Here is a 25632-nt window from a genome sequence, read left to right as displayed (position 1 = left end):
GGTGCCGCCACCGTGCCCCGGCGCCACGGGACCGGCGCCGGTGGCACCGGGGAGCCCGGCACCCTTCGTACCGCCACCGGCGGCGCGTGGGCCGCCCGCGTTGCCCGCGGCGCCCATGACACCCAGACCGGGACGCGAAGACCCCGTGGGACTACCGCCGTTGGGGCCACCGGGACGGGAAGCGCCCGCCGGACCGCTGCCGTTGGCACCGCCCGGACGAGCACCACCGGGTGCGGGACCCGAACCGCCGGGCAGACCGGCGCCGTTGCTCGCGCCGCCACCCGGACCGCCCTTGGGCGCACCGGACTTGCGCGGCGCGAACCAGTCGCTGGTCTTCTCCCCGGGCTGGGCCGGGGCGTCGGCGGACGGCGCGGCGGCGCCGTTGGACGCGACGGCGCCCGACGTTCTGCCGTCGCCTCCGCTTCCCGCTCCCGGCCGCGCGTGGGACCCGGTCTCCTCGGAGGACGAGTACGACGGCGACTCGGTGTCCGCGACGGGCGTCCGGACGACGACCGGTGGAATGGGCCGGGATCCGGGGATGTTGATCCGGATCCGGGTCGTCAGCGTGGTCTCGGTCTTGGGCCCGTCGGGCTCCGCGGCCGAACGGCCCGCGTCCGTACCGCCGTCGGACGCCATGGGCGTGCCGTACGGCGGTGTCCCCGAGGGGTAGGCGGCACCCCCGCGCCCGTTGGGCCCGGAGGACGGACTGTCAGTTTCACGACTCAAGGCAGGTTCTCCCGGTTGGCTCCGCCGCCCGACGCGACCTCACGCGGGCAGCTCGGCGGCGCGCACCACCATACTGGCCACTCCTGGCGCGTATCCCACGACCGCCGGGGAAACCATCACGGGACCCCCACGCGGTTGCGGCGGCGAAGTAGTACGTCACTTGCCAAGTCGGACGGCCGAGCCGTCCGGTTGCCGCCCCTGACCGAGGGTGGCGCACATCACAGCGACAGCCATCCCTCCGAGGAGGAAGAGGTACGAGCCGACTCCCGCGGCGAACAGGAAGTCCCCCTCCGGACGGCTCGCGGTGAGCAGGATGACGGAGACCATCCACCCGGCCGCCGGCGCGACCGCCCCGGCGCGACTCCCGACGACACGCGCCCCACCGAGGAACAGCCCGGCCGCTCCACCGAGGGCGAGCAGCAGCCCACCCGGGAACCAGGCGGCCTGCACAAGCCCGCCCGCGGCCCCTACCACGGCCCCAAGGACGAAGAGCCCCAGATAGGCCACCGAACGCCCGAGAGAGGGCCCGACAAGCGGCTGAGCCAACAGACTCCCACCGCCCCCGCCCCCGGCCCCCACCCCGGTCGCCGCTTTGCCACGGGCCCCGCCCGCGGGTGCCTTCCCGTTCGCACTCATCGCGCACCACCCTCCGCAGTCACTGCGATCCCGTCGAACAGATCGGTCTCACGCACAGAAGTACGCTCACCACCCCCACCGCGCTCACCACGCACCAACTCGTAGTACTCATCGGTGAAGAGCGGCTGGGCCTGCTGGTTGGAGAGGGCGAACCAGGGCTCGGCCACCTCGATCTGGGTGGCGTGGGCGCGCATGGCGGCGGCCTTGGCGGAGGCGTAGGCGGTGCCGTCGACGAAGGTGGTGATCCGGTCGTCCTCCACAACCCCCGGTACGTCGTCGACGACACCGGCCTTGGCGAAGGGCAACCCGGGCAGCGCCTCCCGCAACCGGGCGAAGCCCTCCTCGGCGACCGGCCGGGGCACACGGTTCCAGTAGACCTTGGGGACGCTCCAGCCGGCCTCGTCGGCCAGCTCCACAGCACGCGTGGCGACGCGGTGGGCCTGGATGTGATCGGGGTGTCCGTACCCCCCGTCCGGGTCGTACGTCACCACAACCTGGGGCCGGACTTCGAGGATCACCTCGACGAGGTACCCGGCGGCCTCGTCGAGATCCGCCTGCCAGAAGCACCCGGGATCGTCGTTGTCGGCGAGCCCCATCATCCCGGAGTCCCCGAACCGCCCGACTCCGCCGAGCAACCGGTGATCGTCAACACCGAGGGCACGCATGGCAGCGCCCAGCTCCCCGAGCCGATACTCGCCGAGGGCGGCACCGCCGAGGTGGGCAAGCTCGGGCGGAATGACCTCACCACGCTCACCGAGGGTGCAGGTGACCAGCGTCACCAGGGCGCCCTCGGCCGCGTACCTGGCCATGGTCGCGCCGTTGTTGATCGACTCGTCGTCCGGATGCGCATGCACCAGAAGCAGACGCCGGTCGGGCAGTTCCGTCATGGGGCCACCCTACGAGGCCCGGGGGATTGACCTGCGGCGCCCTCCTAGGAGTCCCCGTCCCGGTAGCGCGGCAGGCCGGTCGTCGGGATCGTCCAGTCGGCGATGGTGACGTCCTCGCCGTAGACGAAGTCCTTGCGGGTGGCGTAGCGGGGGCCGCCGGGGGTGGGATGGATGTCGGTGAGGACGGCGCCGGTGCCGGTGCGGGGGTCGAAGATCGCGTAGACCGGGATGCCGATCAGGGGGTAGTCGCGCATTTTGGTCACCCAGTCGTTGGCCGGGTTCGAGCTGGACACGACCTCGATCGCGGCGACGAGAGTACGGGGATCGAAGCCCCCCTCCCCCTCCATGTCCGTCTCGGCGATCAGCATCACGTCGGGGTGGCGCATGACACTCTCGGATTCGTCCTCCACGTCCGGGGTCCCGGTATGGGCCACGAGCGCTTCCGGTATCACCTGCTCAAGGCACCTCCGCAGACGCGCCACAGTCAGTTCGTGGAGACCGTTGGGCCGCAACAGGTCGTGAACGATCCCTTCCTTGGTGATCTCGAACTTGCCCGGAAGGGTGTCGCCCATCGCCTGAACGAATCCCCGCATGGTCCGGTACCGGTGGGAAGTGCCCCGCTGGACGCCTTCCGAGCGGTGGTCATCCCCATCACTCCTCGTCGTCCTGTTCATGCTGGGCGGCCTCCAGGGAGATCGGATCGGCAGTCGCGGCAGCGACCGGGTTCGGGCGCGCGGAAGGCGCGCTCACAGCCGTCGCAGGTCTGGAGCAGGCGCCGTACGTCCGGGCGGCGCATTCCCTCGGGTGGGAGGTCTCTGGTCAGCGCGTGCAGTACGGCGCCGACGCTGACGTCGCGCTCCAGCCAGGCGGCGACACCGGGGGCCAGGATCCGGGGCTGGATCGCGTTCCGGTACGAGGCATCCGTCGTTGCGTACGGTCGTACTACGCTGACCGATTCACAAGGCGGGCTGGAAGAAACGACATGATCACACCGGACGATGCCGCTCCCCTGGTCGAGGACTTCGTGTGCCGATTCGACTTTCGGCCCGGATGGATCGACCTGACGCTCAAAGAGGGCACGAAGGCCGAAGCCGAGGTGCTGGCCAGGGAAGTTGTCGACACGCTCTCTCCCCTGGCGCTGGAGATCGAGAAAAGCGCGGTCTACGACGACCTGGTCGAGCGGGCCGTGGACCTGAACGACGACATCCCCGTCCTCGCGGCGGCGTACTACACCGAGAACGGCGAGGCCCTCGCCAATCTCATGGTCGACTCCTACGGCGACGAGGGTGTCGCCCGTCCCACCCGGGAAGAGGTCCAGCCGCTGCTCCTGGAGTGGGGGAACGCCAAGCCCAAGGGTGAGCCGCAGGTGACGAATCTGGAGCTGCCTGCCGGGCCGGCCGTGCGTGTGCAGTCGAGGCTTGAGGCGAGGCGCATGTTCGGCTTCGGGCGGAAATCGGCCGAGTTCATCAAGTTCGCCGTCTTTCCGCCCGGAATGGAGAGTCTCATCGTCGTGACGGCGACGTGGGAGACGCTCGCCCGCACGGAGGAGATCACGGAGCTGGTCGACGAGGCGGTCCGGACTCTGCGGATCACCCCGCTCGTCTCGGGCGAGATCGAGTGACGACGCTCCGCCGGTAGCAGGGCAGGGCTCCGGTCACACACCTTCCGGAGCCCTCCGGGACGTCAGAACTTGAGGTCGCCGATCATGCCCGCGATGCTTGTCGTCAGGTCGCTGATCGTCGGGGCGAAGGTCGACGAGGCCATGTAGAACCCCAGGAGCATGCACACGACCGCATGGCCTCCCTTGAGTCCTGACTTCTTGATCAGCAAGAAGACGATGATCGCCAGCAGCACGACCGCCGAAATCGAGAGTGCCACGGCGGCTCACCTCCAAGGGGCCCAGGGACGCGGGGGGTCGGACTATGGGGGCAGTAAATCCATACAGTGGCCAGCAGGTTCATACCCACTTGCCGCCAGTGATCATAACTATTCGTCCGCGCGCATCGGTCGGCGCACGGCCGCACAAGGGGGCGCATGGCCAATATGGTCGGGGCATGACGACCGAGCCTGTCTCCTTCCCCCGCCGGCACGCCCGCACCCAGCGATTCACCCTCGGCGCACCCCGCGCGTTCACCGTGGCGCCCGACGGTTCACGGGTCGCCTACCTGCGGTCATCCTCCGGTACGGACCGGGCCAACAAGCTGTGGGTGCTCGATCTGGTGGACGGCGGGGAGCGTATTGCCGCCGACCCTTTCACGCTGCTCGGCGGGGCCGACGAGGAGCTGTCCGTCGAGGAGCGGGCGCGCCGGGAGCGGAGCCGTGAGGGGGGTGCGGGGATCGTCGGTTACGCCACCGACTCCGCCGTCGAACTGGCCGCCTTCGCCTTGTCCGGCCGGCTTTTCGTGGCCGAGCTGCAAGCCGGGACCGTGCGGGAGATCCCCGTTCCGGGGTCCGTCATCGATCCCCGGCCCTCCCCCGACGGACGGCTCGTCGCGTACGTCGTGGACGGCGCCCTGCGCCTCGCCGACCTGGCCGATCCGGCAGGCGAGCAGGTCCGTACGCTCGCCGAGCCCGAGTCGGAGACCGTGACCTACGGGCTCGCCGAGTTCATCGCAGCCGAGGAAATGGCCCGTTCGCGCGGCTTCTGGTGGTCCCCGGAGTCCGACCGGCTGCTGGTCGCGCGGGCCGACGACGCACCCGTGGACCGCTGGTGGATCTCCGATCCGGCGCATCCGGAACGCGAGCCGCAGCGGGTCGCGTATCCGGCGGCGGGCACTCCGAACGCCGAGGTGCGGCTCTTCGTACTCAGCCTTGAGGGCGTGCGCACGGAGGTTGTCTGGGATCGCAAGAAGTATCCGTATCTGGCTCGTGTGCACTGGTCAGCGGCCGGTGCGCCGCTGATTCTCGTGCAGTCGCGGGACCAACGCGGGCAGCTCTTCCTGGCGGTGGACCCGGACACGGGGGCGACCCGGATGGTGCACGCGGAGGAAGATCCACATTGGCTTGATCTTTTCCCTGGCGTGCCGTGCTGGAGCCCCTCCGGACAGCTCGTGCGCATCGCCGACGAGGGTGGCGCCCGCGTGCTCGCCGTCGGGGAACGACCCCTCACCGGGGCGCAGTTGCACGTACGGGCGGTGCTGGACGTCTCCGCCGACGATGTGCTCGTGTCGGCGTCGGCCGGGGAGGAGGCGGCCGGTACCGAGATCGGCGAGGTGCACGTCTATCGAGTGAACGAACTCGGACTGGAGCGCGTCTCGCAAGAGCCCGGCGTGCACTCGGCGGTTCGCGCCGGGGGCGTGACCGTACTCGTCTCGGCGGTGCCGGACCGGCCGGGGGCCCAGGTGCAGGTGCTGCGCGACGGGAAGCATGCGGCAACCATCACCTCGTACGCTGAAGATCCCGGTTTGTCCCCGCGCATGACCCTGACCCAGGGGGGCGCACGCCGAATTCCATGCGCCCTGCTTATGCCGAACGACTACGACGGGGTCACTCCCCTCCCCGTCCTCATGGACCCCTACGGCGGTCCGCACGGCCCCCGCGTGGTCGCCGCGCACAACGCCCACCTCACCTCGCAGTGGTTCGCCGACCAGGGTTTCGCGGTGGTCGTGGCCGACGGGCGAGGGACTCCGGGGCGCTCGCCGGCCTGGGAGAAGGCGGTCCACGGGGACTTCACCGTCTCCCTGGACGACCAGATCGAGGCCCTGCACGACCTCGCCCAGCGCCACCCGCTGGATCTCTCCCGGGTGGCCATCCGCGGCTGGTCGTACGGCGGTTGGCTCGCGGGTCTTGCCGTGCTGCGCCGGCCCGACGTCTTCCACGCGGGCATCGCGGGCGCCCCGGTGACGGACTGGCGGCTGTACGACACGCACTACACGGAGCGGTATCTCGGCGACCCGGGCGCCACCCCCGAGGCGTACGCCGACAGCTCCCTCGTGACGGACCAGGGGCTGTCCGCTCCCGCCGAGCCGCACCGGCCGCTGATGGTCGTGCACGGCACCGCCGACGACAACGTCGTATTCGCCCACGCCCTGCGGCTGTCCTCGGCCCTGCTGGCCGCGGGCCGCCCGCACGAGGTGCTCCCGCTGTCGGGCGTCACGCACATGACCCCGCAGGAACAGGTCGCGGAGAACCTGCTGCTGCTTCAGGTGGACTTCCTGAAGCGGGCGTTGAGGCTGACCCACTAGGCAGGCCGGGTACGGCAACGGGCTGGGGCTACATGGCGAGCCCCAGCCCGTTTACGGCACCCGCACGGCCGTACGTTCCTCAGAGTGGCTTGTCCATATATCGAGATCGGGTCGGCCAAGTTGCCTGCGTGTTAACGCGTTTCGTGCCTACTTATGCTGCTATTTCAGCCCGTCTGCATGATCGTCCACAGCATCCGGCGGCGGCTCCTCGACCGGCACCACCCGCTTCTCCTCCGCGAAGTGGCACGCCGAGTCATGCGCCGCCGGCCCCGTCGTCAGCCGGAACTCCGCAGGAACCGCCAGCAGTGGCACCTCCAGCTCGCACCGTTCCTGGGCCTTCCAGCAGCGGGTGCGGAAGCGGCAGCCGGAGGGGATGTTCGTCGGGGAGGGCACGTCACCGGTGAGGATGATCCGCTCCCGGTGCTCGCGGGCCTCGGGGTCGGGGACGGGCACCGCGGAGAGGAGTGCCTGCGTGTAGGGGTGCGTCGGGTGGTCGTAGATCTCGGCGTCCCGGCCGATCTCCACGATCCGCCCGAGATACATGACCCCCACCCGGTCGGAGATGTGCCGCACGATCGACAGGTCGTGCGCGATGAAGATGTACGCGAGCCCGAACTCGCTCTGGAGGCGGTCCATCAGGTTGATCACCTGCGCCTGCACCGACACGTCGAGCGCCGACACCGGTTCGTCGGCGACGATGATCTCGGGGCGGAGCGCCAACCCCCGTGCGATGCCGATGCGTTGGCGCTGGCCGCCGGAGAACTGGTGCGGATAGCGGTTGATGTACTCGGGGTTGAGACCGACCACGTCCAGCAGGTCCTGGACCTTCTGCCGCCGGTCGCCCTTGGGCGCCACCTCGGGGTGGATCTCGTAGGGCTCCCCGATGATGTCACCGACCGTCATCCGGGGGTTGAGGGAGGTGTACGGGTCCTGGAAGACCATCTGGATGTTCCGGCGTACGGCCTTCAGGGCGCGGCCCGACATCTTGGTGATGTCCTCGCCCTTGTACAGAATCGTCCCGGCCGTCGGCTTCTCCAGGTTGACCAGCATCTTGGCGACCGTCGACTTGCCGCAGCCCGACTCCCCCACGATGCCCAGGGTTTCGCCCGCGCCGAGCGCGAAGTCGACGCCGTCGACCGCCCGGACCGCGCCCACCTGCTTCTTGAAGAGGATGCCCTGGGTGAGCGGGTAGTGCTTGACCAGCCCGGTCACCTCAAGAATCACGTCAGGCATCTAGCGTCTCCCTCCAGAAGAAGCAGGCGCTTCTGCGGTCCTCGTCGACCTCCGCCAACGGCGGTACCTCCGTGCGGCAGATGTCCTGGGCCATCGGGCAGCGCGGGTTGAAGGCGCAGCCCGGCGGGATGTTCATCAGGTTCGGCGGGAGACCCTTGATGGCGTACAGCTCGCGGCCCTTCTGGTCGAGGCGCGGGATCGACTCCAACAGGCCCTTGGTGTACGGGTGTGCGGGCGCCTTGTAGATGTCGTGGACCGGCGCCGACTCGACGATCCGGCCCGCGTACATGACGGCGATCTTGTCGGCGACGTCCGCGACGACCCCGAGGTCGTGGGTGATGAGGATCAGGCCCATGTTCAGTTCGCGCTGCAACTCCGCGAGCAGGCCCATGACTTGGGCCTGGACGGTCACGTCGAGGGCTGTCGTCGGTTCGTCGGCGATGATCAGATCCGGTTCCAGGGCCAGCGCCATGGCGATCATGATGCGCTGGCGCATGCCTCCGGAGAACTGGTGCGGATAGTCCCGTACGCGCTGGGCCGCGGCCGGGATGCGGACCCGGTCCATCAGCTCGACTGCCTTGGTGCGGGCGTCCTTTCGGGACATTCCCCGGTGCACGGTGAACATCTCGCCGAGCTGGTCGCCCACGCTGAGCACGGGGTTGAGGGACGACAGCGCGTCCTGGAAGATCATCGCCATCTGGGCGCCCCGGACCTTGCGGCGCTCCTCCTCCTTGAAGGTGAGCAGGTCCTGTCCCTGGAACAGGATTTCGCCGCCGGTGATCCTCCCTGGCGGGATGTCGAGGATGCCCATGACCGCCTGGGCCGTGACCGACTTGCCGGAGCCGGACTCGCCGAGCACGGCGAGCGTCTCGCCCGCGTCCACGCTGTAGGTGACGCCGTTGACGGCCTTGGCGACCCCGTCCCTGGTTCTGAACTCCACGTGCAGGTCGCGTACTTCGAGGAGCATGGCGCCGGTCACCTCAGCTTCGGGTCGAGGGCGTCGCGCACCGCGTCGCCGAGCATGATGAACGCGAGGACGGTGACCGCGAGCGCTCCGGAGGGCCAGAGGAGAGCGTGCGGGGCGTTGCGGATGAACGGGGAGGCCGCGCTGATGTCGATGCCCCAGGAGACCGTCGGGGGCTTCAGGCCGACGCCCAGGTACGACAGGGTGGCCTCCAGGGCGATGTACGTACCGAGCGCGATGGTCGCCACGACGATCACCGGGGCCACCGCGTTGGGCGTGATGTGCCGTAGCAGCATGCGGGAGTTGGAGGCGCCGAGGGCACGGGCCGCCTGGACGTAGTCGTTCTGTTTGGCGGTGATGACCGAGCCGCGGGCGATCCGGGAGATCTGCGGCCAGCCGAGCAGCACCATGAACCCGATGACCGGCCAGACCGTCGAGCTGGTCACCACGGAGAGCAGGACCAGCCCGCCGAGGACGACCGGGATCGCGAAGAACACGTCGGTGATCCGGGACAGGACCGAGTCCCAGACCCCGCCGAAGAACCCGGCGAGCCCGCCGAGGACCGACCCGAGGACGGCGACCCCGAGCGTGGCGCAGACGCCGACCGTGACGGACGTACGGGCGCCGTAGACCGTGCGCGTGTAGACGTCGCAGCCCTGGCCGTCGTAGCCGAAGGGATGGCCTGGGCTGGAACCCTTCTGGGCGTTGGCGAGGTCGCACTTCAGGGGGTTGCCGGAGGCGATCGCCGAGGGCCAGATGGAGATGACGACCAGGAAGAGGATGACCAGCCCGGCGATGATGAAGACGGGGTTGCGGCGCAGGTCGTGCCAGGCGTCCGACCAGAGGCTGCGGGGCTTGTCGGCCGGGCCGCCGTTGTTGTCCGGGCGCTTCTCCAGCGTCTCCGCCTCGCTCATCGCGAGGTCCATGGCTCCGCCCATGCCGGTCGCCGCCATGGCGCCCTCGGATGCGCCGGTCGCGCCCGTGGACTGGGGTTCAGGCATAACGGATCCTCGGGTCGAGTACGGCGTACAGGAGGTCGACGAGCAGGTTGGCGACCAGGAAGACGAGGACGAGGACGGTCACGAAGCCGACGACCGTCTGGGTGTTCTGGCGGAGGATGCCCTGGTAGAGCTGGTAGCCGACGCCGTGGATGTTGAAGATCCGCTCGGTGACGATCGCCCCGCCCATCAGCGCGCCGACGTCCGTGCCGATGAAGGTGACCACGGGGATGAGTGAGTTGCGGAGCAGGTGGCGGGTGATCACCCGGTGCCTGGGCAGGCCCTTGGCGACCGCTGTACGGACGTAGTCGGAGCGTCTGTTCTCCGCGATCGAGGTGCGGGTCAGACGGGTCACGTACGCCAGTGAGACCGAGGCCAGGACCAGGCCCGGGACGATCAGTTCGTCGAAGGTGGCGTCCGTCGACACCGACGGCTTGATCCACGCCCACTCGACGCCCAGCAGCAGTTGGAGCAGCAGGCCGGTGACGAAGGTCGGGACCGAGATGACGACCAGGGTGACCAGGAGGACGCCCGTGTCGACCGGCTTGCCCCGGCGCAGGCCGGTCACCACGCCCAGGGTGATGCCGATGACGATCTCGAAGAAGATCGCCACGATCGTGAGCCGGATGGTGACGGGGAACGCCGTCGACATCAGCTCGGTGACCTCCTGGCCGTTGAAGGCGGTGCCGAAGTCGCCGGTGAAGACGTTGCCCATGTAGGTCAGGTATTGCTGCCAGACGGGCTTGTCGAGGCCGAACTCCTTGCGGAGCTGGGCGGCCGTGGCCGGGTCGCACTGCCGGTCGCCGCAGAGGCCCGCGATGGGGTCGCCCATCACGTTCACCATCAGGAAGATCAGCAGGGTGGCGCCGATGAAGACCGGGATCATCTGCAGCAGACGCCGGATCACGTACCGTCCCATGAGGGCTCCGGAGGTAGTGGGGGCGGGCGCTCCGAGAAGCCCGCCCCCCGACGGCTCAGGCGGTCAGCTGACCTTGATCTCGCTGTACACGGGCAGGCTGAACGGGTTCAGGGCCACGTCCGAGAGGCGCTGCGAGTAGCCGGCGCTGCCGTTCTGGTACCAGAGCGGGATGGCGCCCATGTCGTCCCGCAGTACCTCCTCGGCCTGCTGGAAGAGTTCGACGGCCTTGGCCTGGTCGGTCTCGGCGTTGGCCTGGTTGACGAGCTTGTCGAACTCCTTGTCGGTCCACTTGCCGTCGTTGGAGGAGGCGTTGGTGTAGTAGAGCGGCTGGAGAAAGTTCTGGATCAGCGGGTAGTCCATCTGCCAGCCCGCGCGGAACGGGCCCGACATCTTGGACTGGGTGATCTGGTTGCGGAAGTCGGCGAAGGTGCCGACCGGGTTGCCGACGCAGGCCTTGTCGTTGTCGAGCGCGTTGTTGACGCTGTTGCAGACCGCGTCGACCCACTGCTTGTGCGAGCCGGTGTCCGCGTTGTACGAGATCTTGACCTGGCCGCCGGGGAAGCCGCCGCCCTCCTCGATGAGCTTCTTGGCCTCCTCGGGGTCGTACTCGCAGGCGTCGCCGCACAGGCCTGCCTTGTAGCCGCCCTCCTCGCCGAGGACGGGTGAGGTCCAGTCGGTGGCGGGGGTGCGGGTCTTCTGGAAGATCGTGTCGGTGATCTGCTCGCGGTTGATCGCCCGGGAGAGGCCGGTGCGGACCTTCTCCATGCCGGGCTTGTCCCAGTCCTTGTCGTAGAACGGGAAGGCGAGCGTCTGGATGATGCCGGCGGGCGTGTTGATGTACCGGTCGCCGAGGTCGGCCTTGACGTTCGTGAGCTGGGAGGCGGGCACGTCGTCGACGAGGTCGAGGTTGCCGGCCATCAGGTCGGTGTAGGCGGTGTTGTTGTCGGTGTAGACCTTGAGGTCGACGCCGCCGTTCTGCGCCTTGTCGGTGCCCGAGTAGGCGTCCCACTTGCGCAGGGACATCTGGGAGCCCTTGGTGTACGACTGGATCGTGTACGGGCCGTTGCCGACGGGCTTGCTCAGCCAGGCCGCGTGGTCCGTGAAGAAGGACTGGGGCAGCGGCGAGAAGGCCGCGTAGCCGAGGGTGTCGGGGAAGGTCGAGAACTTCTGGCTGAGCTTGACGGTGAAGGTGTTGGTGCCGGTCACCTTGAGCCCGGAGAGGGTGTCGGCGGTCTGCTTGCTGCCGTCCTCGGGGTGGGCCTTGTCGTAGCCGTCGATGTAGCCGAAGAAGTACGCGTTCTTCTGGTTGTTCTTCAGGCTGGCGCCGTAGTTCCAGGCGTCGACGAACGACTTGGCGGTGACGGCCTCGCCGTTGCTGAACTTCCAGCCGTCCTTGATGGTGACGGTGAAGTTCTGCGAGTCGGTCGTCTCGATGCTCTCGGCCATCATGTCGTTGGCCTTGCCGGTCTTGGCGTCGTACCGCTTCAGTCCGCGGAACACCATGTCGAGGACCTTGCCGCCCTGCACCTCGTTGGTGTTGGCGGGCTCCAGCGGGTTCTGCGGGTCGCCCCAGGAGGAGCTGAGCACTCCGGAGCCGTCAGCGCTGCCACTGCCGCCGCCGTCGCTGTCGTCGTCCCCGCAGGCGGTCGCCGCGAGGGCCACCGCCACCGCACATGCGGCCCATCGGACGTGCGTGGCTCCACGCATGGAGTGCCTCCTGTGTCAGTGCGCCATACCGTTTCAGTGCGCCGTTCCGTTATCGGTCAATATCGGCGCACAGCACCCATAGCGCACGCCTGGGCGGCCCGTACGGGTCCCCCTCCCTCCTTGGTCCCTCTTTGGTCATGGCCGTCCAAAGCCGACCCAAGTGGCGCCCCTCCCCCGGGTCAAAGGGCAAAAGTCCAGATCAAAGGCGTCAACAAAACATTGACGGCGCCTGAACCGGCGCAGAAAAGTCCCCGATGTGACCTCGTCTACGCCTTCCGCCACCGCACCCCGGGTGGCGGCCGATTCCGGTGCCGAACCGCCGACGCCCACCGCGCCGGCCCGCGGCGGCACCGGCCGCTCGCCGGGGCGGATCGCCTGGCTGCGCTTCCGGCGCGACCGCACCGGGCTCGTCTCGGCCGTCGTGGTCGTGCTGTTCTTCGTCGCGGGCATCGCCGCCCCGCTGATCGCCAAGGTCTACGGCAAGGACCCGTACACGACGTACGGCCAGAACGGCACCGGGCTGCTCAACGAGTTCGGTTTCCCGATCAGACCCAACGGCGGCATCAGCGGCGACTTCTGGTTCGGCGTCGAGCCCCAGCTCGGCCGGGACGTCTTCACCCTGCTGCTGTACGGCATCCGCAACTCGCTGCTCATCGCCACGGTGACGACCGTGCTGGTCACCCTGCTCGGCATCGTCGTCGGTGTCACGGCCGGCTACATGGGCGGGCGGATCGACGGCTTCGTCGGCCGGGTCATCGACATCCTGCTGGCGTTCCCCTCCACGCTGTTCTTCATCGCCTTCTGGCCGGTGATGATCTCGATCTTCGTGTCACCGGAGGAGAACACCCCGACCTGGCTGACCGTCGTCAGCCTGATCTCCGTGATGACCGCGTTCGGCTGGGCGCCCATCGCCCGGCTGCTGCGCGGTGAGGTGCTCGCCCTGCGCGAGCGGGAGTTCGTGGAGTCCGCCAAGGTCACCGGGGCCTCCCCCGCCCGGATCATCTTCAGGGAGCTGCTGCCCAACCTGTGGACCCCGGTCCTCATCCAGGCGACCCTCGCGCTGCCCATGTACGTCACCACCGAGGCGGCGCTCGCCTTCCTCGGGGTCGGGCTCAGCGACCCCACGCCCGACTGGGGCGTGATGATCCAGCGCGGGGCGCAGGTCTACCAGAACGACATCACGTACATGCTCTTCCCCGGCCTGTCGATGGTGATCTTCGTGATCGCCTTCAACCTCCTCGGCGACTCCGTGCGCGACGCACTGGACCCGAAGACGAGGCGCTGACCCGAGCGCCCGTTCGCCGCCCGCACCGGCCCCTCCTCAGAAGACACACCCCTTCTCCCTGATTCAGGCAGGACACCCCATGTCTCTCTCCCGCAGAAACTTCGTCATCGCCACCTCGGTGGCCGCCGGCGGCTCGATGGTCCTGTCCGCGTGCAGCAGCGGTGGTGGAGGCGGTGGCGGTACGTCGGGGGGCGGCGCGGCCGGGACCAACAAGTACTCGTCGGTCACCATCGGCACCAAGGAGGACTCCACGGGGCCCGCGCCGGAGATCCCGGGCGCGAAGAAGGGCGGCACGATCCGGCCGATCGGCCCGCAGGACTTCTCGCACCTCGACCCGCAGCGCATCTACTACTCGTGGAACTCCGAGGTCGGCAACCTCTACATCCGCTGTCTGACCGGCTACCGCATCGACGGCGGCGCGATGAAGCTCGTCGGCGACCTCGCCACCGACACCGGCACGATGGCGGACGGCGGCAAGACCTGGACCTTCACCCTGAAGGACGGGCTGAAGTGGGAGGACGGCAGCGAGCTGACCGTCGAGGACGTGCGGCACGGCATCGAGCGCGGCTTCGCCAGCTTCACCACCGAGGGCGCCACCTACCTCCAGGCCGCGCTGACCGGCAGCAACGACTTCCGCTCGGTCTACAAGGGCCCGTACGACGGCAAGCACCTCGACTCCGTCGTCACGGACACCGCGAAGAAGACGATCACCTTCCACCTCAAGACGGCCCGCCCGGACCTCAACTGGACGCTGGCGATGACGTCGTACGGAGCGGTGTCCGCGAAGCACGACACCAAGGAGAAGTACGACAAGGACCCGTTCTCCTGCGGGCCGTACCGGCTTTCCCAGCACTCGGTCGACAAGTCGCTGACGATGGTCCGCAACACGCACTGGGACCCGGCGACCGACCCGATCCGCAACGCCTACCCGGACTCGTTCGCCTTCGAGTTCGGCCCCGAGTCGCTCCAGAGCACCGACCGGCTGATCGCGGACTCCGGGACCGACCAGTACGCGGTGATGGCGTACAGCGGGGTGCCGGCCGAGCGCATCCAGAAGGTGCTGACCACGCCCGCGCTGAAGAGCCGTACCGTCGACGGGCTGCTGACCGGCCTGTACTACTACGCCATCAACTGCAAGCGGATCACCGATCTGAAGGTCCGTCAGGCACTCAACTACGCCTGGCCGTTGCAGCAGATCCGGACCATCTACGGCGGCCCGTCCGCAGGCGACTACGCGACCACGATCCTCGGCCCCGACATGGCCGGCCGGGTGAAGTTCGACGTCTACGGCAAGCTGACGAAGCCGCAGGGCGACACCGCGAAGGCCAAGGCGCTGCTCAAGGAGGCCGGCAAGCTCGGCCAGAAGATCGTCTACACCTATCCGCAGGGCGGCAACGACGCCTACGAGAAGACGAAGGTCGTCATCGCCAACGCCCTGAAGGAGGCGGGCTTCGACCCGGTCGTGAAGCCGGTGGAGTCGACCAGCTACTACGACCAGGTCCAGCAGATCGACAACTCCTTCGACGTGATGTGGTTCGGCTGGTCCCCGGACTGGCCCACCGGCTACACGATGATCCAGCCGCTCTTCGACGGCCGGACGATCGCCAACGGGGCGAACAACGTCTCGCAGCTGAAGGTGAGTTGGGTCGACGCGGCGATCGACAAGGCCGCGGCGTTGACCGACCCGACGAAGGCGAACGCGGCGTGGGCCGCGCTGGACAAGGAGCTGATGGAGAAGGAGGCGCCGATCATTCCGGAGACTTATCAGCGGCGGTTCTATCTGTACGGCAGCAAGGTTGGCGGTACTGAGTACGACCCTCTGAACTCGTCGTTCGTGCTTTACAAGTTGTTCGCGAAGTCGTAGGTCGTTCGTCTGCTGCGGGCCGGTGGGGGCTGGTCGCGCAGTTCCCCGCGCCCCTGAGGGGCGCGGGCGCCCCTCACCCCGCACACCCGACCACCCCGGCACCAGCCCCACCCACCAGGGGCCGGTGTCGGGGTTTCCGCCAGGGAAACCGATCGCCATGTTCCGCTTCATACTCCGCCGGACGTTCAGTGCGCTGATGATTCTTCTCGTCATCAGTGCGATCACCTTCGTTCTCTTCTACGTCGCCCCGCGCGACCCGGCCCGCAGTGCGTGCGGCAAGCTCTGTACGCCGGAGACGCTCGCGCTCGTCCGGCGCAATCTGGGCATCGACGATCCGCTGCCGGTGCAGTACTGGCACTGGCTCGCGGGCGTGTTCGTGGGCCGTGACTACGCCGGTCTCGGGCACTGTGCGGCGCCCTGCCTCGGCTACTCCTTCACCAACCACGAGCCGGTCCTCGGCCTCATCACGAACCGCTTCCCCACCACCCTGTCCCTCGCCCTCGGCAGCTCGGTGGTGTTCGTGGTCCTCGGTGTCGGTACGGGCATGCTGGCGGCGGTGAAGCAGGGCCGCGCCCTGGACAAGATCGCGTCGTCGATATCACTGGTCGGCTCGTCGCTGCAGATCTACATCGTCGGCGTGGTCGCCATGTACTACCTCTCCGACCAGTGGGGCATCCTCCCCCGCCCCCAGGACAGCGTCGGCTTCACCCAGGACCCGGCGGCCTGGTTCAAGGGCCTGCTGCTGCCCTGGTTCGTCCTCGCGATCATCTTCACCGCCAACTACACCCGGATGACCCGCTCCCAGCTCGTGGAGACCCTCGCCGAGGACTACGTCCGTACGGCCCGCGCCAAGGGCCTGTCCCGCCGCACGGTGTTCTTCCGGTTCGCCTGGCGGGGCGCGATGGGCCCGATCGTCACGATCCTGGGCCTCGACATCGGCTATCTGCTCGGCGGCGCGATCATCACGGAGGAGACCTTCGGCCTGCACGGCATCGGCGCCCTGTCCATCAAGGCCGTACGCGACAACGACCTGCCGCTGCTGCTGGGGGTCGTACTCGTCGCGGCCGCCGCCATCGTCGTCGCGAACATCGTGGTGGACGCGGTGTACGCACTGATCGACCCGCGGATCAGGCTGGCGTAAAGGGACTTGGTGACCTGGTGACCTTAGTGCTGTCCGAAGCGTCCGGCCCCCCGAGCGAACCCTTCCTCTCCGTACGGGATCTGCGCGTCCACTTCGCCACCGACGACGGTGTCGTACGGGCGGTCGACGGGCTCTCCTTCGACGTGGAGCGCGGCCGGACCCTGGGCATCGTCGGCGAGTCCGGCTCGGGCAAGTCGGTGACGAACCTCGCGATCCTGGGCCTGCACGACCGTGCGCGTACGACGCTGGCCGGGGAGATCGTGCTGGACGGCAAGGAGTTGCTGACGGCGCGGGAACGGGAGCTGGAGAGGCTCCGGGGCAGCAAGATGGCCATGATCTTCCAGGACGCGCTGGCGTCCCTGTCGCCGTACCACACGGTGGGCAGGCAGATCGCGGAGACGTACGCGAAGCACACGGGCGCGTCCAGGCGGGAGTCCAGGGCGCGGGCGGTGGAGATGCTGCGGCGGGTGGGCATACCCCAGCCGGTGCTCCGCGCGGACGACTATCCCCACCAGTTCTCCGGCGGGATGCGCCAACGCGTGATGATCGCCATGGCGTTGGTGTGCGACCCGGAACTCCTGATCGCCGACGAACCGACGACCGCCCTGGACGTCACGGTCCAGGCCCAGATCATGGACCTGCTGGGAGACCTCCAGCAGGAGTTCGGCACGTCGATCGTCTTCATCACGCACGACCTGGGCGTCATCTCCCGTGTGGCGGACGACATCCTGGTGATGTACGCGGGCCGGGCGGTGGAACGCGGCACCCGGCGCGAGGTACTGAGGACGCCTCAACACCCGTACACCTGGGGCCTGTTGGGCTCGATGCCCACCCTGAACGCCCCCGCGGACATCCCGCTGTCCCCGATCCCGGGCACTCCCCCGTCACTCCTGGACCCACCCCCGGGCTGCCGCTTCGCACCCCGCTGCGCGTTCACGGAACAGGTGCCCGAGGGCCGCTGCGCGAACCGGCGCCCCCAGCTCCCCCGTACGGCCGCCCATGGCGCGGCCTGCCATCTGACGGCGGCGCAGCGGGTGGAGTACCACGCCGATTATGTGGGCGCGGACCCAGGATGACAGGGAGAGCCTGATCGCTACCCTCCCGGTATGGACTACGCGAGGATGCGCGTGATCGCCGAGAAGCTCATGGCCTGTGCCGAGGAGCTCGAAGGGACCTGGAACGTCGAGATCGGCCCTTCGGGCCCCTTCCTGGCCATGGTGAGCCCGTCGAAGCGTCACGCGGGTACGGTCCGGCGTATCCGCAAGCAGCTGGACGAGCAGCTCCTCACCACACACCCCGGCTACATCTGCGCGAACGGCCCCGAGATCGAACACCCGGCCATAAGCCGTATGCGCCGCCCCGATGCCGTCGTCATCCCCGAGGACGTCCTCGACGAGGAGGGACTCGCCGTCGACGCGACCCAGGTGCTGGCGGTCATCGAGATCGTCTCGCCGTCCAACCCGAACAACGACTACGGCGAGAAGCTGACCGAGTACCCCGCCATGGGCATCGCCCACTGCGTGATCGTCGATCCCCGCACGGGCACGATCGAGGTGCACTCCGACCCGTGCAAGGGCCGCTACCAGCAGAAGGACCCCTATATCTTCGGCGACTCGGTGCCGGTCGGCCCCTGGACGGTGGAGACACAGGTGTTCCGCCGTTATGGGAAGGCCGGGAACGACCCGAGCCGAGGGTCAGCCCAACTCCCCGCGCTCCACACAGAACTCGTTGCCCTCGGGGTCGGACATCAGGACCCAGCCGCCGCCGTCCGGTCGACGGTGGTCCGCGACGACCGTGCCCCCGAGGGAGACCACGCGTTCGACCTCCTCGTCGCGGGTGCGGCCGTGCGGCGCGAGGTCGAGGTGGATGCGGTTCTTGGCCGTCTTGCCCTCCGGTACGCGGACGAAGAGCAGCCTCGGGCCGCCGGCCGGGTCCGCGATCAACGCCTCCGGGTCGCCGGGCTTGTCGTCGTCGGCGAGCGGGCGGCCGAGCAACTCGCTCCAGAACAGGCCGAGATCGTAGGGGTCGTTGGTGCAGTCGAAGGTGATGCTGTGGATCGTGGAGAAAGACAACCGAGGCCTCCAGGCCGTAGGGGGAACACCGCCTGCGAGCGTCCCGGACCCGGCAGCGGAAGTCGAACGAATTACGGGGTCCGTTGGTGATCTGAAAGATCCCAGACAGGCGGTGGGGGTACGAAGGAGGCGGCAGCCCGGGACCGCCGGTCGGCACCCATGCGCGATCCATGCGGTTTCCGAACACCCGGGCCACAGATTGGAGGGACCACAAGCGAGGGAACAGCGGGGAATCGGCATGAACATTCAGTTGCTCGGCTGTATCGAGGTGCGCACTCCTTCCGGGAGCAGGGTTTCCATGTCCAACGGGGTCGGACTACTGCTGGCCGCCACTGCATGGACACCCAACGTCTTCGTCGCCGACGACGAGGTGATCGAGCGCCTCTGGGAGACGCGGCTGCCGGAGCACCCGCGCAACGCGCTGTACACCTTGGCCACCCGGGTCAGAAAGGCGCTGCGGTGCGTCACGGACGACGGGGGGCCGGGGTTCGACCTGGTCAGGCGGTACGGGGGGTACATCCTGGCGGTCGACGAGGGCGTCATCGACGCCTCGCAGTTCCGGCGCCTTGTCAGGCATGCCAAGGACGCCGAGCGGCGGGGCGAAGCAGAACGCGCCCTGGAGTTCTACGAGGAGGCGCTCGCCCTGTGGCGCGGTGAGCCCCTGTCCAACATGAGGACCGCGTGGGCGGACGCGGCACGTCTGATGCTCCGTAACGAGCACCGGAACGCGGTGCTGAGCGGTGCCGAACTGAGCCTGTGGCTGGGGCGGTACGACGAGTACGTCGCGCCGCTCCACGATCTGGCCGCACGTCAGCCGCTCGACGAACGGGTCGTCGGTCTGCTCATGCTCGCCCTGTATCGCAGCGGACGGCAGGAGGAGGCGCTGAGGTGCTTCCAGGTGACCCGGGCGCACATGGTCGAGCTGCTCGGTGACGAGCCGGGCCCCGAGCTCCGGAGCGTGCACGAGCACATCCTGTGCCGGAGTGAAAGCCTGCGGCCCGATCGTGGGGTGCTGGACCTCATCCGCTCATGAGACGGCTTGGTCGCCCGCGGCGACATCGTCGAAGTGGGTGACCTCGTACCGTTCGAAGCGGGCCCCCGCGTCGGAGGGCAGCTCCTGGAACGGCCGTCGTCGCCGCTGCGGGCGCGGTTCCGGCAGCCAGGGAGCGGCCGTCCGGTAGTGGCCGTCCGGGACGCTCATCGCCTCGAACAGGGTGTGGGCCTCGTCCGCGTCGGCGTCGTCGTCCCGGGCGGCTGCCCTGGCCGTCAACGCCCGTGCGAGGGCGAGTCGTTGGCCCGACTCACGGGCCCGGTCCACGGCCTCCTCCGCCGCCCGCAGGGCATCGGCCACCGCGCCGGTCTCCAGCAGGACCAGGGCGGTGAGCGTGTGAATGCGCGGCAGTGCCAGGGGGGCACCTTCGACGGCCAGTTGCGCGGCATGCGCCAGATGCGTGATCGCGTTCTCGTACTCCCCGCGCGCACAGCACACCGTGGCGTTCGCGCGGAGCACCTCGACCAGTCCTGTCCTGTGGCCCGTCTGTTCGGCGATGTCACGGGCGTCGTCGAGATGCCCGGCGGCCTCGTCCGGCCGGCCAGTACGCACCTTCACCTGGGCCAGGCCGACCAGCGAGTCCACCTCGCAGTTGCGGTTGCCCACCTGCCGGGACAGGGCGAGGGCGTCCTCGTACGCACGGATCGCGCAGGCGCTGTCACCGGCGTCGTCGAACACCCGGCCGAGAGTTTCCAGGGCCACGGCCTCGCCGTAGACCGAGCCGGAGTCACGGGAGACGAGGAGGCACTTGCGCAGTGTCGTCGTCGCCTCGGGGAACCTGGCCTGTTCCTGGAGGATCAGCGCGAGGTTGACCAGGGCCATCGAGTGGGTGTGGCGTCCGTCCCCACCGAGCTGCGACAGGGCCTCGGTGACCGCGTCCTCGGCCTCGGCGAGACGCCCCAAGGAGTGGTAGAGGGAGGCCATGTTGATGAGCATGATCTCCGCGCTCTTCGTCACGCCGATCTGCCGGTAGATGTCGAGGCACCGGCGGTAGAGCGGTGGCACTTCCTGGGGCTTGCCGAGGAGTTTGAGGGTGACTCCCCTGCCCTGGAGGCCGGCGGCCTCGCCGAACAGCCACCCGGCACGGCAGGCCAGGGCTTCCGCCTTCTCGTACTCGGTCAGGGCTCCCCTCAGGTCGCCGTTCCGCCAGAGTGCGTTCCCGGTGGAGAGGTGCATGGCGGCCTGGCCTTGGAGGCTGCCGCTCCGCTCGGCGGCCTCACGGGCGACGGCGGCCAGCCGGATCCAGTCCGACATCGGGCGCCGGTGGTGGAACAGATCCAGCAGGGCGTCCACGAGCTGCCAGGCGAAACGTGCGGGGCCATGTTCCGCCGCGTGCCCGATGGCGGCGGCGATGTCCTCCCACTCGGACTCGAACCAGGCGTAGGCCTCCTCCGACGTACCGAATCCCCTCGGTGTCGACGACTCGACGGGAGGGGGGCACTCGCGCGGAACGTAGAGGCCGCACACACGAGCCACGTTGACGACGCTCTGCAGATAGTGGTCCAGGATGCGTTCGACGGCGGACCCCCGCTCGGACTCGTCGTCCTCCGCGACCGCGCGGTCCCTGGCGTACTCGTGCACCAGGTCGTGCCAGGCCGAGCGTCCGCCCCCGGCGTCCCGCAGCAGGTGCACACGTTGCGCCAGACGCAGCAGGTCGGACATGCCCGGTTCGTCGATCCCGGCGCCGGCCGCGGCAGCGGCGGAGGAGCGCCCGGTTCCCGCCACCAGCCCGAGCAGGCGGAACGCCCTCCTCGCTTCGGCCGACAGTCCTTCGTACGACAGGTCGAGCGCGGCCCGGACCGCCACGCTCTCCTCACCCTCCACGTGCAACCGCGCGAGGCGTCCCCGTTCGGCGAGGTCCCGTACGTAGTCCCTGATGCTGCCCGGCCGGTCGCCGATCCAGGAGCTGGCGACGCAGAGTGCGAGCGGCAGCCGGTCACAGAGTTCCACCAGCCGGGCCGCGGACTCCGGGTCGGCCGCGACGGCGTCGGGCCCGACCGCGGCGCTGATCAGCTCCAGGGCCTCCCCGCTGTCGAGTACGTCGCAGGACACCCGGTAGGCCCCGTCCATGGTGACCAGGCCGTTGAGTTTGTGCCGGCTGGTCACCAACGTCAGCGAACCGCTGGAGGCGGGGAGCAGGTCCCGGACGTACGACGCGTCCGCCACGTCGTCGAGGACGACCAGGATCCGGCGCTCGGCCAGCACCGTGCGGTACAGCGCCGCCTGTGCCTCCCAGCCGAGCGGAATGTCCCGGGACGCGCATCCCAGCCCCTGGAGGAGAAGGGGGAGCGCCTCCTGAGGGGTCATCGGTTCGGCGTCGTCGAAGCCCCGCATGTCGAGGAAGAGCTGGCCGTCGGGGAACTCGCCCGCGATCCGGTGCGCCCAGTGCAGGGCCAGCGCGGTCTTGCCCACCCCGGCGGGCCCCACGATCAGGGCGAGTGCCTCGGCCTGGCGTCGACAGGCGTCGAGCAGACGCAGATGCGAACCCCGGCCGACGAAGCGACGGGGTTCGCGGGGCAGTTGCCGGGGAACCGGCCTGGTCTCCACGGGGGCGCCCGGCCGGGACACCGGTGCGTTCGCGTGGCCGACGTCACCGCGTAGCAGGCTCTGTTGCAGGGCGCCGAGTTCGTCCGAGGGCTCGACCCCGAGTTCGTCGACCAGGCGCCGCCGGAAACCGGCGTGGACGGCCAGGGCGTCGGCGGTACGTCCGTCCCGTTGCAGGGCGCGCATCAGCAACGCGTGCGGGCGCTCACGCAGGGGGTGCTCCGACGTGAGACGGACCAGTTCGGCGACGGCCGTACGGTGGCGGCCGAGTTCCATGTCGGCCTCGGACCTGCCTTCCTGGGCCGCGATGTACAACTCGGTCAGGCGTCGGCGCTCCGCCTCCAGCGCGGGCAGGTCCGGCAGGGGTTCGCCGCGCCAGAGGGCGAGGGCCTCGTCGTGACAGCGGTGGGCCTCCGCCCAGTCTCCGTGGGCCGCCGACCGGGCCGCGTCCTTGAGCCGCTGCTCGAAGACGTGCGCATCGACCTCGGAGGGGGCCACCCGCAGCGCGTAGCCCGGCGGCTGGGTGACCAGCAGGCCGCTTCCCACGGGACCGAAGGCCCGGCGTACCTCGGCGACCAGCGCCCGGACGCGTGCCTCGGGCGCACTGGGCCGGTGTGCACCCCACACACCCTGGGTCAGCCGGTCGACGGACACGACATGGTCGGCGTTGAGCAACAGCACGGCGCAGAGGGCGCGTTGGCGTCCGGTGAGGACCACACGGCGCCTGTCGACCTCGGCCTCCAGGGGACCGAGCAGACGAAACCGAGGCGCTGGGTTGAACATTCACAGAACGTAGACCACCGCTGACGGGGAGGCAATGAGGGTTTTCCCGACAGCGGAACGAAGAGTTCCCGTTCCCGTTCTCAGTGCCGTCGAAGGCGACGCCCTCCCGCGTGCCACGCCCGCCGCAGTCGGCCCGAGTGGCGACGCCACCACAGGCAGGCCCAGGTTCCCTGGAGTCCGGCCAGTACGAGGACCGTCACCACGGCGTCCAGTCGGCCCCACGGGTCGGCGCCGTGCACGAGCTGGTCGAGCGAGCGGGTGAACAGGGGCAGGGTGACCTCGGTGAGGAGCCGGATGCCGATGAACACACAGGCGACCGTGCCCGCCACGGCGCCCAGGGCGTAGGCCTTGAGGAAGCGCCGCTCGGCGGTGCGCAGGGAACTCAGGGGATCCTGGTGGCGCCGTCCGCACATCCGCGCCGCGAGGTGGCGCAGATAGCGGCCGGTGTCCGCGTAGAGGTTGCGGCAGCCCGTGAGGTCCTGGATGACGAAGTAGAGGTCCGTCCGCATGAACACGAGGCACTGGTTGGCGAACGCGGCCACCAGGGTCATCGCGATGACGGGCAGGAGCGCGAAGTCCCCGCCCAGGAACCGGGCCAGGACGCAGGCTCCCCAGATCGCCGCGTCGAGGGCGATCCCGGAGAGATAGACCGTGAGGCGCTCCCTGCGGCCCTTGAGCCAGATGCCCGACACCTCCGTCTGCGCGACCAGGAACTGCAGTCGTGTCCCGAGCCGGATCCGTCCGGGCACACCGGCGGCACGGGCCGTGACCAGGTGTGTCATCTCGTGCAGGGCTATGAGGCACACGGCCACCGCGCCCTGCGCGAGCAGGTTGAACGTGCCGTACTCGGTCCACAGCAGGTCGCCCCAGGACGGCAGGGCACCCGGATCCCACAGAGCCGCCAGGAGGGCGACCACGGGGACCGCCAGGAGAAGCCCGTGCAGGACCGGGCTCATGGCCCAGCGGACATGGGTCGGCCGCAGCCGGGGAAACGAGACGGCCGACGGCTCGGAGTCGATGCGCCGGTCGCCGATGGACGCCACCAGTCCGGCTCCGCTGAGCCGCTCCACGAACGCGCCGACGTCCAGGTCACGTCCGGTGTCCGTGCGCAGGCTGCGCCTGGCCTCCTCGACCGTACGGCCCTCGGCGAGGAGCCGTAGGGCGGCCAGTCCGATCCCGGGCAGGGCGACGACCTGGTCGTGGCCCTGCCGCCCCACGATCCACTCACCCCGGTCCGGCCGGACCTCCAGTGCGTGCAGCCCCACCCGGACGCCGCGATCGTCGGTCACGGGTTGCACAGCCGGCAGTCGGGCCGCGCGGGATGCCTTACGTCGACCAGCTGGTCGGGGGCGATCAGGTTGAGGCCCCGCACGAACCCGGGCGCCGACCGGTTGGTCCCGGTGAGCAGCGCGATGACCTCGTGGGCGATCAGCTGTCCGGAGATCCCGGCGGCGGGGGCCAGTACGCCCGCTCCCCCGAGGTCGGGATGCCAGCCCGGCCTCAGCTTCGCCTCCTCGCCCGCTCCGACGCATTCGAAGCAGGGGCCCTGCGGACCGTAGACGCCGACGGTGACCAGGGGGCCGTTGTATCCGGCGCTCACCCAGGGAACGCCGAGCGCGGCACAGACCCGGCTGGTCATCTTGGCGATGAGGTCGTTGCGGGGTTCGTCCGCGCAGAGGGCGAAGGCGTCGCACCCCGAGACGAGTTCCCTCAGCCCCTCCTCCGTGTCGACCATCCGGACGTCATGGGTGAACGTTCCGGTGGAGTTGACCCCCGCGAGGCGCTCGGCGGCGACCTCCGCCTTGGGGCGCCCCAGGTCGGCCTCGCCGTACAGCGCCTGGCGGGTCAGGTTGGACAGCTCGACGGAGTCCGGGTCGACGAGGTGGAGGCTGCCGACACCGGCGGCGGCCAGCGCCCACGCCGCGTGACTGCCCGTACCGCCGACGCCCAGGACGGCCACCCTCGCGAACTTGAGCCGCCACTGCGCCTCCCACGGGTCGCTGCCCGGTCTCAGGTCCACCCGCCGGAAGTAGGCGTGGTTGCGGCTGTACCGCTCGATCTCGGCATCGGTGAGGCCGGTCGGCGGGCCGACGGCCGCGTCCTCGACGTAGCCGGAGTTCAGGAGGTCCCGGAGCAGTTTCGCGGCGCCTTCGGGGCCCAGTCGCGGGTGTTCGGCGGCCAGTTCCTTCTCGACGACCTCGGGCGAGGTGGTGCCGTCCAGCTTGGTCAGGGCGGCCCAGACCCAGCCATGGGGGTCAGTGATCTCCGCCGCGATTCCGTAGATCTCGCCGCCGATACGGATGGTTCCGTCGTCGAACCGGTGGGGGGTGTGTTCGGGTTTCACACGTGGACGTCTCAAGACCGATGCTCCTCGAAGGATGTGCCTGTCGGCGGGGTCACCCCCGCCGACAGGACGTGTGCTACCTGGAGACCGCCTTGCTCTGGATGGTCTCGATCTTGTCGAGCAGCCGGATCTCGATGGCCTCGGGCTGCTGGACCGTCTCGGGCCGGACCGTCTCGATCCGGTCCGTGCTCCGCGCGACCTGCGTGTTGTTCTCCTGCATGACTTCTCCTCCTCGTTGGTGGTGCGTTTTCCTCTCCCGGCGGTGCGCGGGCCGAGCCGGCTCACGCTGTCCGA

General features: G+C 69.3%; 21 protein-coding genes and 3 pseudogenes. 8 read left to right on the top strand and 16 right to left on the bottom strand.

What is annotated here, in order from left to right; translation table 11 throughout:
- The 5 genes and pseudogenes from ACWCRB_RS31105 to ACWCRB_RS31085 all read right to left on the bottom strand — a co-directional run.
- Positions 1-726 (bottom strand): annotated as a pseudogene (locus ACWCRB_RS31105) (hypothetical protein); the annotation flags it as partial.
- Between the two features lie 156 nt (positions 727-882).
- Positions 883-1362, bottom strand: a complete 480-nt coding sequence (locus tag ACWCRB_RS31100) for a DUF6113 family protein (protein ID WP_450999212.1) — start codon at positions 1360-1362, stop codon at positions 883-885.
- Entirely contained in the window at positions 1359-2249 is an 891-nt protein-coding gene (gene mshB, locus ACWCRB_RS31095) for an N-acetyl-1-D-myo-inositol-2-amino-2-deoxy-alpha-D-glucopyranoside deacetylase (protein ID WP_450999211.1), read from the bottom strand. The genes ACWCRB_RS31100 and mshB overlap by 4 nt, the downstream gene beginning before the upstream one ends.
- Before the next feature lie 44 nt (positions 2250-2293).
- Positions 2294-2821: a Uma2 family endonuclease gene (locus tag ACWCRB_RS31090; protein WP_450999210.1), complete on the bottom strand. Its 528-nt coding sequence runs from the start codon at positions 2819-2821 to the stop codon at positions 2294-2296.
- Between the two features lie 98 nt (positions 2822-2919).
- Positions 2920-3135 (bottom strand): annotated as a pseudogene (locus ACWCRB_RS31085) (helix-turn-helix domain-containing protein); the annotation flags it as partial.
- A gap of 96 nt (positions 3136-3231) precedes the next feature.
- On the opposite strand from ACWCRB_RS31085, the gene ACWCRB_RS31080 reads away from it, so the two are divergent.
- On the top strand, positions 3232-3870 hold the full coding sequence (locus ACWCRB_RS31080) for a hypothetical protein (RefSeq protein ID WP_450999209.1): 639 nt from the start codon (positions 3232-3234) through the stop codon (positions 3868-3870).
- 62 nt (positions 3871-3932) lie between these two features.
- Here the strand turns inward: ACWCRB_RS31080 and ACWCRB_RS31075 are convergent, their stop codons facing one another.
- Entirely contained in the window at positions 3933-4127 is a 195-nt protein-coding gene (locus ACWCRB_RS31075; protein WP_006375723.1) for a hypothetical protein, read from the bottom strand.
- A gap of 176 nt (positions 4128-4303) precedes the next feature.
- Here ACWCRB_RS31075 and ACWCRB_RS31070 point away from each other — a divergent pair, with 176 nt between their 5' ends.
- Positions 4304-6433: a prolyl oligopeptidase family serine peptidase gene (locus tag ACWCRB_RS31070; protein ID WP_450999208.1), complete on the top strand. Its 2130-nt coding sequence runs from the start codon at positions 4304-4306 to the stop codon at positions 6431-6433.
- Between the two features lie 159 nt (positions 6434-6592).
- Here the strand turns inward: ACWCRB_RS31070 and ACWCRB_RS31065 are convergent, their stop codons facing one another.
- The 5 genes from ACWCRB_RS31065 to ACWCRB_RS31045 all read right to left on the bottom strand — a co-directional run bounded on the left by ACWCRB_RS31065 (position 6593) and on the right by ACWCRB_RS31045 (position 12254).
- Positions 6593-7666 carry an ABC transporter ATP-binding protein gene (locus ACWCRB_RS31065; RefSeq protein WP_450999207.1) on the bottom strand — a complete coding sequence of 358 codons (1074 nt, stop codon included), beginning with the start codon at positions 7664-7666 and terminating at the stop codon, positions 6593-6595.
- Positions 7659-8633, bottom strand: a complete 975-nt coding sequence (locus ACWCRB_RS31060) for an ABC transporter ATP-binding protein (protein ID WP_450999206.1) — start codon at positions 8631-8633, stop codon at positions 7659-7661. Before ACWCRB_RS31060 ends, ACWCRB_RS31065 begins: the two co-directional genes overlap by 8 nt.
- A gap of 8 nt (positions 8634-8641) precedes the next feature.
- The gene (locus ACWCRB_RS31055; RefSeq protein WP_450999205.1) at positions 8642-9631 is read right to left on the bottom strand and encodes an ABC transporter permease; all 990 of its coding nucleotides are present in this window, start codon (positions 9629-9631) and stop codon (positions 8642-8644) included.
- Positions 9624-10547 (bottom strand): ABC transporter permease, encoded by a 924-nt coding sequence (locus ACWCRB_RS31050; protein ID WP_450999204.1) that lies wholly within the window; start codon positions 10545-10547, stop codon positions 9624-9626. Before ACWCRB_RS31050 ends, ACWCRB_RS31055 begins: the two co-directional genes overlap by 8 nt.
- Positions 10548-10610: 63 nt before the next feature.
- A complete protein-coding gene (locus ACWCRB_RS31045; RefSeq protein ID WP_450999203.1) occupies positions 10611-12254 on the bottom strand; it encodes a peptide ABC transporter substrate-binding protein in 1644 nt (547 codons plus the stop codon).
- Between the two features lie 256 nt (positions 12255-12510).
- Between ACWCRB_RS31045 and ACWCRB_RS31040 the strand changes: the two genes are divergently transcribed.
- The 5 genes and pseudogenes from ACWCRB_RS31040 to ACWCRB_RS31020 all read left to right on the top strand — a co-directional run.
- On the top strand, positions 12511-13539 hold the full coding sequence (locus ACWCRB_RS31040; protein ID WP_450999202.1) for an ABC transporter permease: 1029 nt from the start codon (positions 12511-12513) through the stop codon (positions 13537-13539).
- A 79-nt stretch (positions 13540-13618) separates the two neighbouring features.
- Positions 13619-15403, top strand: a complete 1785-nt coding sequence (locus ACWCRB_RS31035) for an ABC transporter substrate-binding protein (RefSeq protein WP_450999201.1) — start codon at positions 13619-13621, stop codon at positions 15401-15403.
- 157 nt (positions 15404-15560) lie between these two features.
- Positions 15561-16544 (top strand): ABC transporter permease, encoded by a 984-nt coding sequence (locus tag ACWCRB_RS31030; RefSeq protein ID WP_450999200.1) that lies wholly within the window; start codon positions 15561-15563, stop codon positions 16542-16544.
- 14 nt (positions 16545-16558) lie between these two features.
- Positions 16559-17620, top strand: a complete 1062-nt coding sequence (locus ACWCRB_RS31025) for an ABC transporter ATP-binding protein (RefSeq protein ID WP_450999214.1) — start codon at positions 16559-16561, stop codon at positions 17618-17620.
- A 30-nt stretch (positions 17621-17650) separates the two neighbouring features.
- Positions 17651-18220 (top strand): annotated as a pseudogene (locus ACWCRB_RS31020) (Uma2 family endonuclease); the annotation flags it as partial.
- An 18-nt stretch (positions 18221-18238) separates the two neighbouring features.
- Here the strand turns inward: ACWCRB_RS31020 and ACWCRB_RS31015 are convergent.
- Positions 18239-18616: a VOC family protein gene (locus tag ACWCRB_RS31015; protein WP_450999213.1), complete on the bottom strand. Its 378-nt coding sequence runs from the start codon at positions 18614-18616 to the stop codon at positions 18239-18241.
- 238 nt (positions 18617-18854) lie between these two features.
- On the opposite strand from ACWCRB_RS31015, the gene ACWCRB_RS31010 reads away from it, so the two are divergent.
- The gene (locus tag ACWCRB_RS31010; protein WP_450999199.1) at positions 18855-19649 is read left to right on the top strand and encodes an AfsR/SARP family transcriptional regulator; all 795 of its coding nucleotides are present in this window, start codon (positions 18855-18857) and stop codon (positions 19647-19649) included.
- Here the strand turns inward: ACWCRB_RS31010 and ACWCRB_RS31005 are convergent.
- From ACWCRB_RS31005 to ACWCRB_RS30990, 4 genes are all read right to left on the bottom strand, one after another.
- Positions 19644-22994 (bottom strand): BTAD domain-containing putative transcriptional regulator, encoded by a 3351-nt coding sequence (locus tag ACWCRB_RS31005; protein WP_450999198.1) that lies wholly within the window; start codon positions 22992-22994, stop codon positions 19644-19646. The genes ACWCRB_RS31010 and ACWCRB_RS31005 overlap by 6 nt on opposite strands.
- 80 nt (positions 22995-23074) lie before the next feature.
- Entirely contained in the window at positions 23075-24283 is a 1209-nt protein-coding gene (locus ACWCRB_RS31000; RefSeq protein ID WP_450999197.1) for a hypothetical protein, read from the bottom strand.
- Entirely contained in the window at positions 24280-25353 is a 1074-nt protein-coding gene (locus ACWCRB_RS30995) for a HesA/MoeB/ThiF family protein (protein ID WP_450999196.1), read from the bottom strand. The genes ACWCRB_RS31000 and ACWCRB_RS30995 overlap by 4 nt, the downstream gene beginning before the upstream one ends.
- A 61-nt stretch (positions 25354-25414) precedes the next feature.
- Entirely contained in the window at positions 25415-25558 is a 144-nt protein-coding gene (locus ACWCRB_RS30990) for a hypothetical protein (RefSeq protein WP_450999195.1), read from the bottom strand.
- Positions 25559-25632: the final 74 nt, after the last annotated feature.

Source organism: Streptomyces sp. NPDC002156 (assembly GCF_053593675.1).
The sequence above is the reverse complement of the archived record's forward strand: the minus strand, read 5'-3'. Positions and strand labels throughout refer to the sequence as shown.

What these genes read in the sequence shown, in the direction of transcription:
- ACWCRB_RS31070 (WP_450999208.1), top strand. Translation starts at nt 4,304, where the DNA reads ATGACGACCGAGCCTGTCTCCTTCCCCCGCCGGCACGCCCGCACCCAG.
- ACWCRB_RS31045 (WP_450999203.1), bottom strand. Translation starts at nt 12,254, where the DNA reads ATGCGTGGAGCCACGCACGTCCGATGGGCCGCATGTGCGGTGGCGGTG.
- mshB (WP_450999211.1), bottom strand. Translation starts at nt 2,249, where the DNA reads ATGACGGAACTGCCCGACCGGCGTCTGCTTCTGGTGCATGCGCATCCG.
- ACWCRB_RS31100 (WP_450999212.1), bottom strand. Translation starts at nt 1,362, where the DNA reads ATGAGTGCGAACGGGAAGGCACCCGCGGGCGGGGCCCGTGGCAAAGCG.
- ACWCRB_RS31055 (WP_450999205.1), bottom strand. Translation starts at nt 9,631, where the DNA reads ATGCCTGAACCCCAGTCCACGGGCGCGACCGGCGCATCCGAGGGCGCC.
- ACWCRB_RS31030 (WP_450999200.1), top strand. Translation starts at nt 15,561, where the DNA reads ATGTTCCGCTTCATACTCCGCCGGACGTTCAGTGCGCTGATGATTCTT.
- ACWCRB_RS31005 (WP_450999198.1), bottom strand. Translation starts at nt 22,994, where the DNA reads ATGTTCAACCCAGCGCCTCGGTTTCGTCTGCTCGGTCCCCTGGAGGCC.
- ACWCRB_RS31065 (WP_450999207.1), bottom strand. Translation starts at nt 7,666, where the DNA reads ATGCCTGACGTGATTCTTGAGGTGACCGGGCTGGTCAAGCACTACCCG.
- ACWCRB_RS31080 (WP_450999209.1), top strand. Translation starts at nt 3,232, where the DNA reads ATGATCACACCGGACGATGCCGCTCCCCTGGTCGAGGACTTCGTGTGC.
- ACWCRB_RS31060 (WP_450999206.1), bottom strand. Translation starts at nt 8,633, where the DNA reads ATGCTCCTCGAAGTACGCGACCTGCACGTGGAGTTCAGAACCAGGGAC.
- ACWCRB_RS31035 (WP_450999201.1), top strand. Translation starts at nt 13,619, where the DNA reads ATGTCTCTCTCCCGCAGAAACTTCGTCATCGCCACCTCGGTGGCCGCC.
- ACWCRB_RS31090 (WP_450999210.1), bottom strand. Translation starts at nt 2,821, where the DNA reads ATGGGCGACACCCTTCCGGGCAAGTTCGAGATCACCAAGGAAGGGATC.
- ACWCRB_RS30990 (WP_450999195.1), bottom strand. Translation starts at nt 25,558, where the DNA reads ATGCAGGAGAACAACACGCAGGTCGCGCGGAGCACGGACCGGATCGAG.
- ACWCRB_RS31050 (WP_450999204.1), bottom strand. Translation starts at nt 10,547, where the DNA reads ATGGGACGGTACGTGATCCGGCGTCTGCTGCAGATGATCCCGGTCTTC.
- ACWCRB_RS31010 (WP_450999199.1), top strand. Translation starts at nt 18,855, where the DNA reads ATGAACATTCAGTTGCTCGGCTGTATCGAGGTGCGCACTCCTTCCGGG.